Origin of the sequence: Microcoleus sp. PH2017_35_SFW_U_B, from assembly GCF_020737865.1 — a bacterium.
Lineage (GTDB): Bacteria > Cyanobacteriota > Cyanobacteriia > Cyanobacteriales > Microcoleaceae > Microcoleus.
This window is the reverse complement of record NZ_JAEQDE010000049.1, coordinates 45,460-63,602: the sequence shown is the minus strand read 5'-3', so window position 1 is coordinate 63,602 and position 18,143 is coordinate 45,460. Positions and strand designations below refer to the sequence as shown.

The window sequence follows — 18,143 nt, the reverse complement described above, 5'->3', positions numbered from 1 at the left end:
ATCGCCATCACAAAAAAGGTTTGTAGTGCGGACTTAAGTCCGCAGTATAGAGGTTTTCAGAAAGATGAGGTATGACTGACAGCTTATATAATAATAAACAAAGAGGGCTGAAGCCCAACTACGTCCGCGAATCTTTTTAAGAAAGGCTATACAAACTAATCTGCACATTTTATGTTAAATTATATCGCGAACGGTAGCATCGGTATTGTGCGATCGCTCGGGCGGTGCCTCAGTACCAATAGTCTCATAGTCGGTAGTTAAAGAGCGATCGCACTGGCGCACCCTACTACTTGTTTATTTATAGAAAATAATGACATGAAGAACAAACATCTTAACAGTCTTTGCTTGGCAGGCCTGCTGTTGCTCGTGCCGATTTGTCCGGGGACAATTGCCCGCGCTCAAATTTCCGAAACTTCCGATACTAACGCCAGTCCAAAAACCTTCCTCAAAGATGAACTGTATTTTGGCTTAACTAAACCCGGAGGCGAGACAATTTCTGAGTCAGAATGGCAGGAGTTTGTCAAGGAAGTTATTACCCCTCGTTTTCGGGAAGGGCTAACTGTATTAGACGGTTCCGGGCAGTTTCTCAACCAGGGCGGAATATTGATTCGAGAAAACTCTAAAATAGTTATTTTGATTTATGAAACTAGCCAGGAAAAAAATCGAGCTATTCAGGAAATTATCGAAAATTACAAGCGCAGGTTTCAGCAGGAGTCAGTGCTGCGAACGACCAGCGAAGTTAAGGTTTCTTTCTGATTAGCTCATCCAATCAGCGTTTTTATGATATTATTCCTAGTAATCAAGGTCATACCCTCAGAGATAAGTAGGGTGCATTCAACAGTTGACAGTTGACAGTTGACAGTTGACAGTTGAATTTTGACTGCTGACTGCTGACAGTTTAGGAGCGACCTCTACCCTTAAGTCAGAGAATTGGAATAATGAATAGTCTGATTTTAATTTCTCCCTCAAAGGGAGAGGCTTTCAACCAATTTTTTCTCGTAAAAATTATAATTTGTGGGTATCGATCGCACATTGCAAAAAGTCGCCAGAAAAACCAGCCCGGGAGAAAACAAAAATATGACGAACGATGGCAACCCAAAAGCCCAAGCGCCGGATAACGACGATGTACAAAAAAATTTGGACGGTATTGGGAAAGCTTTGATTGTGAGCGTGGCTTGGTCTTACGCAGAGGCATTGGAGCGAACAAAACGAGATCGAAAAGAACAGAAAGCTACGCCGGAATCTCAACCAGAATCTCAACCAGAATCTCAACCAGAATCTTAGACATCCGCCGCTGCGAAAACAGCGCAATTGCTTTCATCTACAGAAAAGCGATCGATCGCGCACCGGCGAACCATCACAATCATCGCGATCGAACACATTGGAATCGACTTTTTCGGCAGATTCCCGAAATTGCAGCGGTTTTTATGCCATTTTACCTCAATATATTTTATTTTACCCAAAGAGATTTAAATTAAACAAAGTACGGTTTTATAGCTACAGTGTACAGAACAAACAACCAATTTTGAGATCGGTCTCATGTCTAATTCAAAAATGATTGGCAAAGCGATCGCAGGTGGCATTTGCTTCGGCATCCTCGCCAGCAGCTTCAACGGCGCGCAAGGCCCAGCATCCGCAGCAGCACCAACAATTGCCGAAGCAGCAGCCCCCGCCGCTAGCAATATCGACAAGCAACTTCTAGGTCAATGGCAAGGTACAATCCCCTCCGGTCAGTCTTTCACCTTCGTCTTTGCCCCAGAAGGCAAATTGTTCATGATGGGTAAATGCCCCGACGGAGCCCCCTGCGCCAAAGAAACGAGGTATAAAGTTAATCTCGCTGCAAAACCGATGCACCTGGATGTCAGCCTCAACAAGACCGAAACCGTTGAGACTGTTTTTGAGTTGACTCCCGAAGGTCAAATGCGCCTTCAGGTGGAAGGCACCAATCCCGGACTGCCAAGACCGAATTCCTTAAACGACCAGGCAACCGTGTTTAAAAAGGTCTCCGAGACCACTGCACTGCCTGCTGGCACTCAAGTCATCGGTTATTGAGGAAAATTCTTCCCCCGCATTCGGCAGTTAAGTAGTTCTGGGTTTTGAGTTTTGGGTGTTGTTATAGGCAGTTTTCAATTCTATGAAATATAGTAGGGAAACGGCATTGCACATTGGTGTCAACAACCAGCTCAAACCCAGTCACAGATGGCTGTTTGACCATTAAACTTAGATCCCCCCTTAGCTTGCCCCCTACTCCCCCTTAAGAAGGGGGGGACAAGAAGTTACTCAAAGTCCCCCTTCTTAAGGGGGATTTAGGGGGATCTAGACTTGGCATAAAACCCATATTTCTCAAGGGTTTCAGCCTTAAGTTGACACGCCTTGGGCGAAGCGTAGCGGAGGGAGTGCAGTGTCCCTACCGTAGCATCTGTATTTTTTTTACTAAGCGTGAAAATCACCATCAGTTAAAGAATTTAAAATTTAAAACTGAAAATTTAAGAGTTTCCCGCTGCCTTCTGTCTTTAACAGGCCCTGCTACAATCCACTTAATCTCCTTTTAACTTTTGCCATAGACTTCCATGAGTGAAACCGTCCTAGAAGTTCGCAACCTGCGGGTTGAATTTCAATCTGCGGACGCAGACAATGCGTCCGCAACAGTCAAAGCTGTTGACGGCATTTCCTTTGAGGTGAAGCGAGGGCAAACTCTGGGAATTGTCGGAGAGTCGGGTTCGGGAAAATCGGTAACATCCCTCGCTGTTATGGGTTTGCTGTCAAGTTCGTTAACGAAAATCCAGGGCGAAATATGGTTTTCTCCGACAGCAGATGGCGCTACCAAGCAGCCTGTGAATCTGCTGGAAATGCCGGATAGGGAAAAACAAACCTACCGGGGAAGCCAGATTGCGACGATTTTTCAAGAGCCGATGAGTTCGCTAAATCCCGTTTTTACGATCGGCTTTCAACTCACAGAAGCCATTTGTCTCCACCAAAAGATATCCCAGACAGCAGCGCGGCGCAAAGCTGCTTCGCTATTGCAAGAGGTGAAGCTGCTACCGGGGGACGAGGAACTGCGGCAGCGCTGTTTGGCTTTGCGGCAAGAAGCAGGTGCCCAGGACGATCGCGATTTCATGCCACAAGTCAACAGCCAAAAACAAGCTATGCTCGATCGCTATCCCCACGAACTCTCCGGCGGTCAAATCCAGCGCGTGATGATTGCGATGGCCATTTCTTGCAATCCCACTTTATTAATTGCTGACGAACCGACAACGGCCTTAGACGTAACCGTGCAAGCAACAATCTTAGCTTTGCTGCGCGAGTTGCGGGACTCTAGAGGCATGGCAATGATTTTTATTACCCACGATTTAGGCGTCATTGCTGAAATTGCCGATACGGTGGCGGTGATGTACCGAGGTAAAATTGTTGAATGCGGTGCGATCGAGCAAATTTTCAGCAATCCCCAACATCCTTACACAAAAGGTCTCTTAGCTTGCCGCCCAACTCTCGAACGCCAAATGCGCCGCTTACCGACAGTTTCCGATTTTATGGAAGTCACCACAAATGCTAGCGGCGAATTGGTAATTGTCGAGAAAAATGTCGATTTAGACGGCGACAGCAGCGGCGGACTTTCCACTTTTCCCACCGGAAAACCCCCTCGGCTGCCGAATATTTCCGAGCCTTTGCTAGCTGTTAATAACTTGCGAGTCGGTTTTCCGGTGCAAGGAATGTTTGGCGAAACTAAACGCTTGTTTATGGCGGTAAACGATATTTCTTTTGAGGTTTACCCGGGCGAAACTTTGGGTTTAGTCGGCGAATCTGGCTGCGGTAAATCAACTTTAGCGAGAGCATTGCTGCAATTAATTCCGATATCCAGCGGCAAAGTGTTTTTTGAAGGTCAAGAAATTACCCCTCCTACCAAAAGTAGTTCCCGAGGGCAGTGGATGGCTAATTATCGGCTCAAAAAAGAGTACGATCGCCAATTGCGCCGGCTGCGGCGCGATTTGCAAATTATCTTTCAAGACCCTTATAGTTCTCTCGATCCGCGCCTGAGTGTTGGGGAAGCGGTGATGGAACCGATGGTGATTCACAGCTTTGGCAAAAACCCGAAAGAAAAGCGCGATCGCGCCGCTTATTTGTTGGATAGAGTGGGTTTAAATCCCGATTTTATGCGGCGCTACCCCCACGAATTTTCCGGGGGACAGCGGCAGCGAATTTGTATTGCTAGAGCTTTGGCTTTGAATCCTAAGTTTATTATTTGCGATGAATCGGTTTCTGCATTGGATGTATCGGTGCAGGCGCAAGTTTTAAATTTGCTCAAGGAGTTGCAAACAGAGTTTGGACTGACTTATATTTTTATTTCTCACGATTTGAGCGTGGTCAAGTTTATGAGCGATCGCGCGATCGTCATGAACAAAGGTAAAATCGAGGAAATTGGCACAGCCGAGCGTATTTACCGCCAACCGCAGCAAGCTTACACGCGGCAACTGATAGCTGCTATTCCGGCGGGGAATTTGGAGCGCATTCGGCAACAGCAATTAGGTCGCCAATCTGCTTTGTCTGCTGCGAATGCGCCCCTATCGCCTGGGGATGAATCGCAATAAATGTGATATTATCTAGCTAGCTAAATTAACCCCGAGCCTTTGGCAGCATCGGACTAAATGCCTCATCCAACCAATTTGATTGTGGTGGTTTGATGGGATACAATTCTAACCAAATCCCAGAATTAAGCCTACACATGGATTGTACCAAGGTTTGTAGTGCGGACTTCAGTCCGCTTTATACTGCGGACTGAAGTCCGCACTACAAACCGTTTTTGTGATGGTAATCAACCGGACACGATATTAATACCAGATTGATAATTGTAGCAAGAGTTTTGTGAACTTGTATTAATACAGTTAAAAAAATCAAAATCCAAATTAAACACTTAACACTGGATTCTGCCTTCGGTATGGAGAATGTCCGGTTATAGCAATTTGCAACACTCGCGAAGTACAACGGATCCATTCCCAATTCCCAATTACCCGGGAACATAGGAGTTTAACTAACAACTCCTACCAACATCTTTTTATTTTTTTTTCATAAATCAACAGTCGATCTTCATTTTAACTTCACAATTAATAGGTAGTATGAAATTTGGTTGAATTTGACGGAGAGTCCGGGTTTTTCAACCAGCAGTCAGAGAGTTCCCCGCAGTATTTTAGTACATCAAACCGGGTCATAACTTACGCAAAAAGTGGTTTGACACGATACTCTTACGCGGTAATGTGCTTCAGGCGCACTCTAGATAATTAAATTTTGCGTGCTGGACTAGCTAGATTAGGCCAAATGTCCAATGACCAACAGCAATATCTAGTCCATTATTAAAGATAAACCCTTTATGCCCTTACAAAAAATGATAAAAGCCGCACCGCAGCTAAAAAAATATTACTCGCTAATTCCGTAAATACACTTAATTTTATGGTTGTGTTGCATAAAATAAGGAAAAAATGCCAATGCTTGATTTCGCCAGCTAGAAAAAATTTACCCGAAAGAATTGGTTGAAAGCCCCAAGCCTGCTCGGGAGAAATTAAAATCAGACTATTCATTACTCCAATCCTCGGACTTAAGGGTAGAGGTAGCTCTCAAATAGTCAACTGTCAACTGTCAACTGTCAACTGTCAACTGTTGAAAGTATTTTAACATCTTTAGAGTTGTTTTTAAGTCTTAACTCATCAAAAATTAAACTTATTCAAAAAAATGAAAGATCTAGTTCATATAGAAGAATCACAAAACACTAAATTGTTTAAATTCCTGCAACTATTATTGATAAAATTAACGGCAGCAGTCACCAGCAGACAGAAGGCAGAATGCAGTATGCAGTATGAACAAACAATCAGCCTTGCGACGATCGCCTCAGGCAGTGTATTCTCAGTTGCGAGTGTGGTACTGCTTGTATTAAACGGGTTGCTGGTAACAGGCGGAGGCGATGGTTTGTGCAAGAGCCAACTCGCCCTGGGATGTTTGGCTGTAGCCAATATTGTCATGTTGGTGGTGTCCGCGCGATCGCACGCCTCTGCTGTCTGGGCCTATAACGATCGCCAATCCAGCAAGTTCAACCAGGGCGATCGATTTTTTAGCCTGTCGCCAGATATGCTCTGCGTAGTTGCTTTTGACGGTTATATTAAGCACATCAACCCAGCAGCCGAAAAAATCCTCGGCTATTCCCCAGCCGAAATGGTGGGCAAACTCTTCATTGAATTCGTCCATCCAGGCGATCGCGAAACTACTCTAAAACAAGCTGAAAGGATTGCTGCGGGGAATAATATCGTTGGGTTTGAAAACCGCTGGCTGTGTCGCGAGGGGTCTTACAAGTGGATAGCCTGGACTGCTAGCCCTTTCTGCGAAGAAGAATTGATCTATGCTGTCGCCCGCGACGTTACCGATCGCAAACTCGCCCAAGAGTCGCTCCAGCACAGCAATTCAATCTTGCGTTCCGTGATTGAAAGCACGCCGGATGTCATTTTTGTCAAGGATATTCAAGGCCGCTACGCGATCGGAAATTCTGCCCTAGCTAATTTTTTTGAAAAACCTATTGAGGCAATTATAGGCAAAGACGATACAGAATTATTTCCCGCTGAAATAGCCAAAAGAATGATAGATTCAGACATCGAAATTCTAGCATCAAGAATACATTTCAATCAGGAAGAAAATCTCCATATAAATGGACAAATGCAAACATTTCTGACAGCAAAATGCCCTTGGTACGACTCGGAAGGAAATGCGATCGGCATCATTGGTATATCACGCGACATCAGCGATCGGAAAGCAATAGAAGCAGCACTACAAGAAAGTAACATCCTCTTTGAAAACGTCATCGAAAGTACAGGCGACAGCATTTTTGTCAAAGATATTCAGGGCCGCTACCTATTGGTCAATTCTACGGTTGCGGGCATGATTGGCAAGCCAAAATCAGAAATTTTTGGCAAAAATGATGCCGAATTATTTCCGCTGGAGATTGCGAATATGCTGGCGGAAAATGACCGCCGGATCTGGCAATCTGGGATTGAGGAAAGCATCGAAGAATTAGTAAAAGATAGTGAGGGCAACATCCTGACATTTCTTTCTACCAAAAGCCCTTTGCGCGATCGCTCTGGAAACATCACGGGCGTGGTGGGAGTTGCTCGCGATATTAGCGATCGCAAACAGGTAGAAGCCGCCCTGCGGCGCAGCGAAGAGCGGTTGCAGCTAGCTCTTTGGGGTTCCGACAGCGGAATGTGGGATTGGAATATAGTTACTGACGAAATGTATTGCAACCACGAGTACAGTGCTTTGTTGGGCTACGAACCAGACGAACTACAAGCAAATGCGATCGGTTTGTCACAGCTAGTTTATCCCGACGATTTACTGGTATTGAACCAGAAATTAAATGCCTATTTGGAAAATCCAGAAAATGGCTATGCTGTTGAGCATAGAATGTTAGCTAAATCCGGCGAATTTAAATGGATTTTGGCGCGGGGGAAAGTCGTAGAAAGAGATGAAAATAATGCTCCGGTGAGAATGATTGGCACTATTTCTGATATTGGCGATCGCAAACAAGCCGAAAAAGCTCTCCAAGAAAGCGAGCAAAAATATCGGTGTTTAACTGAAGCCACCTCCCAAATTATTTGGGATACTACCGCCGCAGGCGAAGTTGTCGCCGAACAAACAGGATGGAGTGCATTTACGGGAGCGACTTACGACGAAATTAAAGGATGGGGGTGGCTCAATAACATCCATCCCGACGACAGAGAATATACTGCCAGGATGTGGTCTGAGGCACTTGCCGATCGCACCTTATTCGCAATAGAACACCGCTTGCTGCGGCACGACGGCGAGTACAGGTATATGACCGTGCGCGGTATACCCGTATTGAATGCAGATGGCAGCGTTCGCGAGTGGGTTGGCATCCACTCCGACATTACCCCAGCCCGCCGCGCCGAGGCAGAAATGTGGCAGCAAAAAGAATTTCTGAGCAGCATCTACGACAGTGTGAACTACAGTATTTTCGTACTAGATGTCGGCGCAGACGAAGAATTTCGCTACGCCGGCTGGAATCGAGCAGCAGAGTTACTCAGTAACATCAGCAAGGAGGAAGGATGCGGCAAAACTCCAGAAGAACTTTTCCCAGCATCTACGGCAGCGTTTTTCCGGCAGAAATTAAGAGAATGCCTGCTAAAAAATAGCTCTCTTTCTTACGAAGAATCTGTTAGTCTTGAGACTCAAGAAGTCTGCTTTATCACAACTCTGACTCCGCTGCGAGACGAATTTGGGAAAATTTGTCGCATTGTGGGAAGTGCTACCGACATTACAAAACGCAAACAAGCCGAAGCACAATTGCGCGAACAAGAAGAATTTTTAAACAGCATCTATAACGGATCGAATCAAGTTATTTTCGTGGTAGATGTCGCCGCCGGAGAGTTCCGCTATGCAGGCTGGAATGCAGCTACAGAAGCATCTACAGGCATTTTGAGTGCTGATGTCAAAGGCAAAACTCCCGAAGAAGTGTTTCCCCCAGCAGTAGCAGCAAATTTTCGGCAAAGATACCTCGATTGTTTGGCCGCAGACAGCTCGATTTCTTACGAAAATAGCGCCGAATTGGCAGGTGTAGAAAATTGGTTTATCGTAACTCTGACGCCCCTGCACGATACCTCTGGCAGCATCTACCGAATTATTGGTAATTCCACCGACATTACGGCTCGAAAACTTGCAGAAGCAGCGCTGCAAGCTAGTCAGCACTTTGTTGAGCGCATTGCCAATACCAGTCCGAATATTCTCTATGTTTACGACGAAATCGAGCAGCGAAATGTGTATGCCAACCGCGAAATCACCGACCTCCTGGGCTATACAGTGGCAGAAGTTCAAGAAATGGGCAGCAATCTGTTGCCGACAATTATCCACCCTGAAGATTTAGCTAAATTTCCCACATATATCCAGCAAATAGAAAATGCTCCCGACGGCGAGGTGGTTGAGTACGAATATCGGGTGCTCGACAGACAAAATAGTTGGCGCTGGTTAGTCAGTCGCGATATTGTATTTAGCAGAACAGAGTCGGGCAAAATCCAGCAGCGTCTCGGTGTTGCTGCCGACGTTACAGATCGCAAATTCGCAGAACAAGCTTTAGCAGAACAATTGAAACTTTCTTCATTCACAGCAGATGTGGGAATTGCTCTGACTGAAAACCGCACTTTACCTGCAACTTTGCAAAAATGTACCGATGCAGTTGTGCGCCATCTGGATGCTGCGTTTGCTCGGATTTGGACGCTCAATGAAGAGGGAAATGTCTTGGAATTGCAAGCAAGTGCGGGGATTTATACTCACATTGACGGCGCTCACAGCCGCATTGCGGTCGGCGAGTTCAAGATTGGTTTAATCGCCCGGGATCGACAACCTCACCTCACTAATTCTGTGCAAGAAGATGCCCGAGTCAGCGACAAAGAATGGGCGAAACGAGAAGGAATGGTGGCTTTTGCTGGATATCCGTTGATTGTTGACAATCAGTTGGTGGGAGTAATCGCCATGTTTGCTCGCCAGGAGTTGACGGAATCTACACTGATTTCTTTTGCGTCAATTGCCGATTCGATCGCCCTGGGAATCAAGCGCAAACAAACAGAACTTGCTCTCGCCGCCCAAAAGCAAACTTTGAGGGGAATTATTGACAATGCTCCCATCTGGGTGTGGATGGCAAATGCTAGCGGGCGGATGTTATTAGCCAACAAAACTTTCTGCGAAGATGTAGCTATTCCCGAAGAGAAGTTCTTAGCAGCCTCTCACTATTCCGAAGTTTTTGGATTAGAAGCATCTGCTAACTGCATGGTATCAGATGCACAAGCCTGGAGCCAAGATCCTCCCTGTTATTCTGAAGAATTGCTCCAGTTGGTTGACGGTGAATACCACCAGTTGGAGATAATTAAAACTCAGGTCAAAGATGATTGCGGTAATGCGATCGGCTTAATCGGTTTGGGTTTGGACGTAACGAAACAAAAAGAAGCTCAAAGACAGTTGCAAGAGTCGGAAGCGAGATTCCGCAAATTAGCAGAGCAGGAAGCGCTGCTCAACCAACTAGCTAGCAATATCCGCAAATCTCTGGATTTAGACACTATTTTGGCCACAACTGTGCAGCAAATACGTGAATTGCTGCTGCTCGAACGGTGCATATTTATCTGGTATATAACCAACGAAACATCAGCATTTTGGAATGTAGAATACGAGGCAAAAAATGATGAACTACCTTCCTTGCTGGGTGTATTTCCGGCTAACTTGACTGGTTCTAAAGCCGAGCGAATTGCCAATATTGAAATAATTCGGGTGGATGATTTTAAAAATGTTACCGATCCAGTAGAGCGGAATTTTTTCATGTGTATAGGATTACAGTCTATGCTGGACATTCCCATTCAGACATCTTCAGGTAAAATAGGGGTAATTTGCTGTAGCGCTTCTAGCAGCATCCGGTGTTGGAGCGATGAGGAAGTGGAACTGTTAGTGGCTGTGGGCAATCAATTGGCGATCGCCATTAATCAAGCCGAACTTTACGAAACATCTCGCCTCGTCGCCGCCGAAGCTTCATCAGCAGCCATGAAGCAAAAATTGCTCAACCAGTTAGGCAGTCAAATCCGCGCTTCTCTCGATTTAGATACTATATTAGCAACAACTGTGCACCAAATTCGCGACTTGCTGCAACTCGATCGCTGCTTGTTTATTTGGTATGTATCCGATGTCGAGATACCCGCTTGGGATGTCGTCCACGAAGCTAAAAATGATGACTTGGTCTCGCTTGTGGGTTATTATCCTGCTAACCTAACGGGGACTCTGGTACAAAAAATAGCCAAATCGGAAATCTGCCAGATAGATGATGTTTCAATTTGGAGCGATCCCATAGAAAGAGAGTTCTTTTTGCAGCTGGGTTACAAATCTATGTTGGATTTGCCAGTCAATAGTGCAGGGGGTTTAATTGGTGTTGTAGACTGCGTGGCTTGTCGCGAGATGCGGAGGTGGACACAAGACGAAGTGGATTTGCTATCGGCAATTGGCGATCAATTGTCGATCGCCATCAGCCAATCCGAACTCTACACCCAAAGCGTCGATTCAGCCCGAATGGCGCGAGAACAAACTGCCCAACTAGAAGCAACTCTGTGCGAACTTAAGCTTGCTCAAACCCAGCTCGTGCAAGCAGAAAAAATGTCGAGTCTCGGTCAGATGGTAGCAGGAATTGCCCACGAAATCAATAACCCAGTCAGCTTTATTTTTGGCAATCTTACCTACACAGAAGAATACACCACAAACCTGATGAAACTGCTGCAAATGTATCGAGATGAATACCCGGAACCGACCGCAGCTATTCAGGAGGAAGTAGAGGCATTAGAGCTAGATTTCTTGTTAGACGACTTGCCAAAAATGCTGTCTTCGATGCAGGTGGGAGCAACTCGCATCCGAGATATCGTGCGGAGTTTGCGAAATTTCTCTCGCCTTGATGAATCTGAAATGAAAAAAGTTAACATTCACGAAGGCATCGACAGCACGTTGATGATTTTAGAACACCGTCTGAAAGTTCAGCCCGTTAGCGCAGCGGGTACGGAGTACCATCGCCCAGCAATTCAAGTCGTTAAAGAATACGGACAATTGCCGCTGGTAGAGTGTTACGCCGGACAATTGAATCAGGTGTTTATGAATATTATAGCGAATGCAATTGACGCTTTACAAGAACCGCTTCCAAATTCAGCAATTATCCGCATTTCTACAGAGGTAGAAGGTAATTTTGCTGCGATTAGAATTGCTGATAACGGTGCAGGTATCACCGATCAAGTCAAGCAGCGGATATTTGATCCGTTCTATACTACAAAACCGATCGGTTCGGGGACGGGAATGGGTTTGGCGATTTCTCATTCTATTATTGTCGAAAAACACAAAGGTGAAATCAAGTGTTTCTCTGTGGTGGGGAAAGGCACTGAATTTACGATCAAGATTCCGATTCAAAGAAGAGAAAATTAAATAGGTTCTATAGGGTTAACTCTTAGGTACGTAGTTGCGCTTCAGCGCTCTTTCGGGTGCATCTGGCGCAAGGCGAATATATCCGTATGGGCTATAGCATGACCTCGGTGAATATGAGATGATAACTAATAACTTATATGCGGTCATGCTTCGCCCTCTTCCTTGCGCCAGATGCACCCGCTCTTTCATATGTATAAAAGCGCTGAAGCGCAACAACGTACCTTTATACAGTTGCGTAAATTCAGTTAATATGATATGAACAATCTAAAATCTGAAATCTGAAATCTGAAATGACATTACCTCCAGGCAATTTGGGTTTACCGCTAATTGGCGATACCCTCAACTTTTTACAAGATGCTCAATTCGCCAAAAAACGCCACCAACAGTACGGGCCAATTTTCAAAACCAGCATCTTCGGACAGCCTACCGTGTTTGTGTCCGGCTCAGAGGCGAATTTGTTTGTTTTAAGCCATGAAAATCAATATTTTGTTATGAGTTGGCCTCCGAGCATGAAAGCGCTTTTAGGGCCGCTTTCCTTGGCGCTGCAAACGGGTTCGGAACATCAAAATCGGCGCAAGCTGCTGTACCAAGCGTTTCAACCGCGAGCTCTGGCGGGCTACATCGGCGGGATGGAAGATATCACTGGGCGCTACTTGGAAAGATGGACGCAGATGAGCGAGTTTGCGTGGTATCCCGAACTGAGAAATTATACTTTTGATGTTGCTAGTAAGTTGTTAGTTGGGATTGATGCTGGTTCGGAGACGGCGCTGGGACATTATTTTGAAACTTGGTGCGAGGGTTTATTTTCGATTGCTTTAGATGTGCCGTGGACTAAGTTTGGAAAGGCGAAAAAGTGCCGAAAGTTACTGTTATCAGAACTTGAAAAGATTATTCGCGATCGCCAACAAGATATGGGAGAAGGGAATGATGCTTTGAGTTTGCTGATTTCGGCTCGCGACGATGACGGAAACAATTTGAGTTTGGAGGAGTTGAAAGATCAAGTGCTGCTGCTGTTGTTTGCGGGACACGAGACTTTGACTTCGGCGATCGCCTCTTTTTGCCTTCTCCTAGCTCAAAACCCCGATGTGATGGCAAAAGTTCGCGCGGAACAACAGCAGTTTTCGGCAACTGAACCGCTAGACTTGGAACAGCTCAAACAAATGACTTATTTGGAGCAGGTGATGCGAGAAGTGCTGCGGTTGGTTCCGCCGGTGGCAGGCGGTTTTCGTCAGGTAATTCAGGCTTGCGAGTTCGGCGGCTACGAAATTCCCCAGGGTTGGAGCGTGCTTTACGAAATCAATCAGACCCATCAGGATAGCTCAGTTTATCCCGAACCCGATCGCTTTGACCCCGATCGATTTAGTTTGGAGCGATCGACAAATGCTAAACCTTTCAGTTACGTGCCCTTCGGCGGCGGTTTGCGGGAATGTTTGGGGAAAGAATTCGCGCGGTTAGAGATGAAACTGTTTGCGGCGAGGATGGTTCGAGAGTGCGAATGGGATTTGTTACCGGATCAAGATTTGAATTTAATCCGAGTACCGACTCCACACCCGCGTGACGGTTTGCGAGTGAAGTTGCGGCGAAAAATTGCAGGTTCGTAGTGAGGACTTCAGTCCGCATTCAGGTTCGTAGTGAGGACTTCAGTCCGCATTCAGGCTCGTAGTGAGGACTTTAGTCCGCATTCAGGTTCGTAGTGAGGGGAGCATCTCAGTTTTGCATTTATAGTGCGAGCGTCCCCGCTCGCGTATGCTACAAATCGCGAGCGGGGACGCTCGCACTATAATAAAAAAAATGCTTTTTGCAAAATTGAGATGCTCCCAAGCGTGAGGACTTTAGTCCGCATCTATCCGAGGACTAAAGTCATCACGCTCCGGTGCATTTGGTTTTTGAAGAGGGCGAAGCATGACCGCAGATAAGTTATTAGTTATAATCTCATATTGACCGCGGTCATGCTTCGCCCCTACAAATATATTTGACAAACCCAGATGCACCTGCGATCGCCTACAATATTACAACTCCATCGGCCCCAAATACTTAGTCAAATAAGGCGAAAACACCTCATAAATCAGCGTCAGCGGCTTCCCGTGATGCCAAAACAAATAGTGTCGCCCCCAAAAAGGCCCCGACTCTTGAAAAGCCGACTCCAAGGCCACCGACTCACCGCAATAAATGCCTTGCACATCGCGATACAATTCTGTTCGCAGGCGCGCTAAACTTGCCCAAATTGGCAAAGATTTATTTTCCAAATATTCATCTACGTGACTCGCTTCCCACCAAGAAGTCGCGTAGGCGAGGCGCTGTCCCGAAGCAGTCCGCAGCCACACTTGGCGGCGCAGGCGCGGCCCGGGAACCGCGACAATTTGTGGCGGCGCGCCGTCTGCATCCTCACCCACTAAGGACATATCGATCACATCTACTTCTGTGGGTTCCCCTGTCAGCAGTTGCAGGTGACGGGTGGGGGAACCGTCGCCGAGGAGCAGTATTTGCCATGCCGGTGCTAGCTTGGTGTGGGGTAAACCCTTCTGTACTGCGTCTTCTGCTCCTTCCCACAGGGGGTTGAGAGCGTGCCAGGTTTGGCTGTTTTTTGGTGTAAATGTTGCAGTCAAGGGTCTTTACAAAACTTAATTTTTTGTTTATTATAACGCTTCTGCAATCTACAGTTTAAATCTGTTTAGAAACGGGTTCTCCGGCCCGTTCCACAATAAAATTGAGTTTTTGTGGAACAGGCATCTTGCCTGTTTTGAGAATGTTACGGGCTCTCCGGTCCGTTCCACAATAAAATTGAGTTTTTGTGGAACAGGCATCTTGCCTGTTTTTGAGAATGTTACAACATCTCAGTTAAATCCATTACCCAATCCGTTGCCGAACTTCTTTGCCCTATATGTTACGAATAACCGAAATAAAACTTCCCCTCGATCATCCTGAAGATGCGATCGCCAGCGCCCTTCTCAAAAAGCTGCAAATTCCCCCCGCAGAATTGCTCAGCTATACCATCTTCAAACGCAGCTACGACGCTCGCAAAAAAGCCGAAATTGTTCTTGTCTATATTGTGGATGTCGAGACAACACAGGAAAACGAACTTCTGCAACGCTTCAAAAAAGACCCTCATGTCATGGTGACGCCAGACACGAGTTATCGCTATGTAGCCCAAGCCCCCAGCAATTTGACGACAGTTCGGCCCATTGTGATCGGTACGGGGCCGTGCGGTATGTTTGCAGGGCTGATGCTGGCACAAATGGGGTTTCGCCCGATCCTTTTGGAACGTGGCAAAGCTGTGCGCGATCGCACGGCTGACACCTTTGGATTTTGGAAGAAAAAAATAGAATTCAACCCAGAATCTAACGCCCAGTTTGGGGAAGGCGGTGCGGGAACTTTTTCGGATGGCAAGCTCTACAGCCAAGTTAAAGACCCTCAGCATTACGGGCGCAAGGTGCTGACAGAACTTGTGAATGCGGGTGCTTCACCGGAAATTTTATATATTAATAAGCCGCATATTGGTACGTTTAAATTGGTGGGAATTGTCCAAAGTATTCGCGCCCAAATTGAATCCTTAGGCGGTGAGATTCGGTTTCAAACTCGTGTCGAAGATATTCATATCGAAAATGGCAAAGTGCAGGGAATTACTACAGCCAGCGGAGAATATATTGCTAGTAATTATGTAGTTCTGGCGGTGGGACACAGCGCCCGCGATACTTTTGAGATGTTATTCTCGCGCGGTGTTTACATTGAGGCTAAGCCTTTTTCGATTGGTTTTCGGGTGGAACATCCCCAAAGTGCGATCGATCGCTGTCGTTTTGGCGATCGGGCGGGCCACAAGCTTTTAGGTGCCGCCGATTACAAACTGGTTCACCACTGTGCAAATGGTCGTTCTGTCTACAGTTTCTGTATGTGTCCCGGCGGTTTGGTAGTGGCGGCGGCGTCGGAACCGGGGCGACTTGTGACGAATGGGATGAGTCAATATTCTCGCAACGAACGCAATGCTAACAGCGGGATTGTGGTGGGTATCACGCCGGAAGATTATCCGGGTCATCCGTTGGCGGGAATTGAGTTTCAGCGTCGCCTAGAAGAACGGGCATTTGAGTTAGGAGGTGGCACTTACAACGCCCCTGGGCAGCTTGTGGGAGATTTTTTGGCGAATCGCCCTTCGATCGCCCTAGGCGCTGTGCAGCCTTCTTATACGCCCGGAGTTGTGATGACTGATTTGAGCGAAAGTTTGCCGGATTTTGCGATCGTAGCCATCCGCGAAGCACTTCCGGCTTTTGACAAACAAATTAAAGGATTTGCGATGGATGATGCGGTTTTGACTGGAGTGGAAACGCGGACTTCTTCACCAATTCGGATCAAGCGCAAAGACGATTATCAGAGTTTGAATACTGAAGGGCTTTATCCTGCGGGGGAAGGTGCGGGATATGCGGGTGGAATTCTGTCGGCGGGGATTGATGGGATTAAGGTGGCGGAGGCGGTTGCTTTGAGTATTTTACAATCTTTAAAGCACAAAGTTTGAGGTAGGATTAACTAAGATTTTGCACAATGTCAATTAGCCTTTTATGAACAGGCAAGATGCCTGTTCCAAAAAGATTAAATTTCTTGTGGAACAGGCATCTTCCCTGTTGCTGTTGATGTAACATCTCAGATCAACCAACTGCAAATTCGGTGTATTGTCGGACATGAGGTGCATGATAGGCTAGCACAATTTCCTGGGATGGGACGCCTCGTGCTATTAATTGATTGGCGATCGCCTCTTCAGTTCCGTCATGCTGTACCCAAATTTTCCCATCTTTAATGTCTACATGAATTATGCAGCCATAAATTCGAGTGTTACTATCTTTCCAACCCACATGAACCAGTTGATAGCGATCGCTGACTAAATCGAAAATTGTCTCGCTGGAAACTGGATCGTGAGGCGATCGCCTCTGAGATCGTTCAGTTAGCAATTCCTGAATATATTGACGATACAAACTTACTTTATCCATTCAGAAATCTCCTGTTTTTCGGTGTCGTAAACTAAAAGTGGAATTTGATTGCGTTCAATTACCGTTTGAATAAATGAGTATTTGAAAAATTTTCTGTGAATACCTAATGGAATTGCCAGGTAAAGAGTTCTCTCTGGATCGTCAAATTCTAATGCAATCCGATAGTTGATAAATTGTCCCACTGCGGTATGAAACTCTGAAATCGTCGATGGTGCCAAAAACGTTTTGATTTCAATCGCAATTTTTTCATTATCCTTTGTAGCTGCTAATAACTGTTCTGCACCCAGATCGATATAAAAATCAACAAATCCGAGATCGATATGATAAGGGTCATCGGTAATTGTCCAACCCTGATTTTCGAGGGCAGTTTTGACGAGTTCGTGAAACTTATCTTTAGCTGGCATATTTAAACAGTAGCTAATTGCGATCGAATTTGAGTATCCGTATATTCCGGTGTCCAACCGACCGTGGTGGTAAAATAGCGCACAGCTTTAACTTTCCGGGCTGCTGTCAAATAAAACCAGTGTTCCGTATTCGCTGGTACGTTGATAAATTCTTCGGGCTGTACAGTCACTTCTACTTGACTACCGTCGGGACGCACAAAACCGAAAATTCCTTCTCCTGCTACAATGTAGCGGACTTCATCGTCAGCGTGAATGTGACACTTGTCGAATTTGGAGAGCAGAGTGTCGAGGCTTGGAATGTCTGGGTGTAGTACAATTAAGTCGCGGGATTGATAGCCTGCGCTTTCCTTGAGTTGCTGAAAGTAGCCGTCGAGGGCTTGTAGCACTTGCTCTTTTTGATTGTCGTCGATCGCATCGAGAGCCAGCAATTCCCGAATTTCTGGGTTGTCACCCACCGGCCAACTATTGAGTTGAATGTTCAAAGGAGCAAGTTCGCGGGTAATATCGCTCAGTTGAGTATAGGTTCTACCGTTTTCGAGTCGCAGGATAGCCATTTTTGCACGTTCCTATTTTTGATTAACAGACACAGCGAAAGACGCTTGTCGATCGCGCCTGTACAATAAAAACAATTTTAACTCACATTTTGCAGCATTCTCAGGCAAGATGCCTGTTCCACAAGAGTTGAAGATTTATCGCGATAAGATTGATAAGTCAGGCGCCCGGTAGCAACCGCTGCGATCGGCAACACTGAGATATTTTAGATGTAACTTTTGCAACA

Annotated in this window: 13 protein-coding genes; 7 read left to right on the top strand and 6 right to left on the bottom strand. The window is 46.0% G+C overall.

Annotated features, from left to right (window positions below; genetic code table 11):
- Positions 1 to 315: 315 nt before the first annotated feature.
- Entirely contained in the window at positions 316 to 756 is a 441-nt protein-coding gene (locus JGK36_RS14420) for a DUF3574 domain-containing protein (RefSeq protein WP_293196735.1), read from the top strand.
- Positions 757 to 1,014: 258 nt separating this feature from the next.
- Positions 1,015 to 1,284, top strand: a complete 270-nt coding sequence (locus JGK36_RS14415; RefSeq protein ID WP_293182587.1) for a hypothetical protein — start codon at positions 1,015 to 1,017, stop codon at positions 1,282 to 1,284.
- Here the strand turns inward: JGK36_RS14415 and JGK36_RS14410 are convergent.
- Positions 1,281 to 1,463 (bottom strand): hypothetical protein, encoded by a 183-nt coding sequence (locus tag JGK36_RS14410; protein ID WP_293196733.1) that lies wholly within the window; start codon positions 1,461 to 1,463, stop codon positions 1,281 to 1,283. The two genes, JGK36_RS14415 and JGK36_RS14410, sit on opposite strands and share 4 nt — an antisense overlap.
- A 76-nt stretch (positions 1,464 to 1,539) precedes the next feature.
- On the opposite strand from JGK36_RS14410, the gene JGK36_RS14405 reads away from it, so the two are divergent.
- Together JGK36_RS14405 and JGK36_RS14400 are read left to right on the top strand one after the other, a co-directional pair.
- Positions 1,540 to 2,052, top strand: coding sequence for a hypothetical protein (locus tag JGK36_RS14405; protein WP_293190424.1), 513 nt, complete (start codon positions 1,540 to 1,542; stop codon positions 2,050 to 2,052).
- Between the two features lie 518 nt (positions 2,053 to 2,570).
- Positions 2,571 to 4,586, top strand: coding sequence for an ABC transporter ATP-binding protein (locus tag JGK36_RS14400; RefSeq protein ID WP_293196732.1), 2,016 nt, complete (start codon positions 2,571 to 2,573; stop codon positions 4,584 to 4,586).
- Positions 4,587 to 5,360: 774 nt separating this feature from the next.
- Here the strand turns inward: JGK36_RS14400 and JGK36_RS14395 are convergent.
- Positions 5,361 to 5,570: a hypothetical protein gene (locus tag JGK36_RS14395; protein ID WP_293182595.1), complete on the bottom strand. Its 210-nt coding sequence runs from the start codon at positions 5,568 to 5,570 to the stop codon at positions 5,361 to 5,363.
- 151 nt (positions 5,571 to 5,721) lie between these two features.
- On the opposite strand from JGK36_RS14395, the gene JGK36_RS14390 reads away from it, so the two are divergent.
- Together JGK36_RS14390 and JGK36_RS14385 are read left to right on the top strand one after the other, a co-directional pair.
- Positions 5,722 to 11,988 (top strand): PAS domain S-box protein, encoded by a 6,267-nt coding sequence (locus tag JGK36_RS14390; protein WP_293182596.1) that lies wholly within the window; start codon positions 5,722 to 5,724, stop codon positions 11,986 to 11,988.
- A gap of 290 nt (positions 11,989 to 12,278) precedes the next feature.
- A complete protein-coding gene (locus JGK36_RS14385; protein ID WP_293196731.1) occupies positions 12,279 to 13,589 on the top strand; it encodes a cytochrome P450 in 1,311 nt (436 codons plus the stop codon).
- 408 nt (positions 13,590 to 13,997) lie between these two features.
- On the opposite strand, the gene JGK36_RS14380 is transcribed toward JGK36_RS14385, so the two are convergent.
- Positions 13,998 to 14,594 carry a chorismate lyase gene (locus JGK36_RS14380; protein WP_293196730.1) on the bottom strand — a complete coding sequence of 199 codons (597 nt, stop codon included), beginning with the start codon at positions 14,592 to 14,594 and terminating at the stop codon, positions 13,998 to 14,000.
- A 275-nt stretch (positions 14,595 to 14,869) separates the two neighbouring features.
- Between JGK36_RS14380 and JGK36_RS14375 the strand changes: the two genes are divergently transcribed.
- Positions 14,870 to 16,492, top strand: a complete 1,623-nt coding sequence (locus tag JGK36_RS14375; RefSeq protein ID WP_293196729.1) for an NAD(P)/FAD-dependent oxidoreductase — start codon at positions 14,870 to 14,872, stop codon at positions 16,490 to 16,492.
- Between the two features lie 130 nt (positions 16,493 to 16,622).
- Here JGK36_RS14375 and JGK36_RS14370 read toward each other — a convergent pair whose 3' ends face one another.
- From JGK36_RS14370 to JGK36_RS14360, 3 genes are read right to left on the bottom strand one after another with little or no spacing between them, the layout of a single operon-like run.
- On the bottom strand, positions 16,623 to 16,961 hold the full coding sequence (locus JGK36_RS14370) for a XisI protein (protein WP_293182604.1): 339 nt from the start codon (positions 16,959 to 16,961) through the stop codon (positions 16,623 to 16,625).
- A complete protein-coding gene (locus JGK36_RS14365; RefSeq protein ID WP_293182606.1) occupies positions 16,949 to 17,365 on the bottom strand; it encodes a XisH family protein in 417 nt (138 codons plus the stop codon). The genes JGK36_RS14370 and JGK36_RS14365 overlap by 13 nt, the downstream gene beginning before the upstream one ends.
- 2 nt (positions 17,366 to 17,367) lie before the next feature.
- A complete protein-coding gene (locus tag JGK36_RS14360; protein WP_293182608.1) occupies positions 17,368 to 17,919 on the bottom strand; it encodes an acireductone dioxygenase in 552 nt (183 codons plus the stop codon).
- Positions 17,920 to 18,143: the final 224 nt, after the last annotated feature.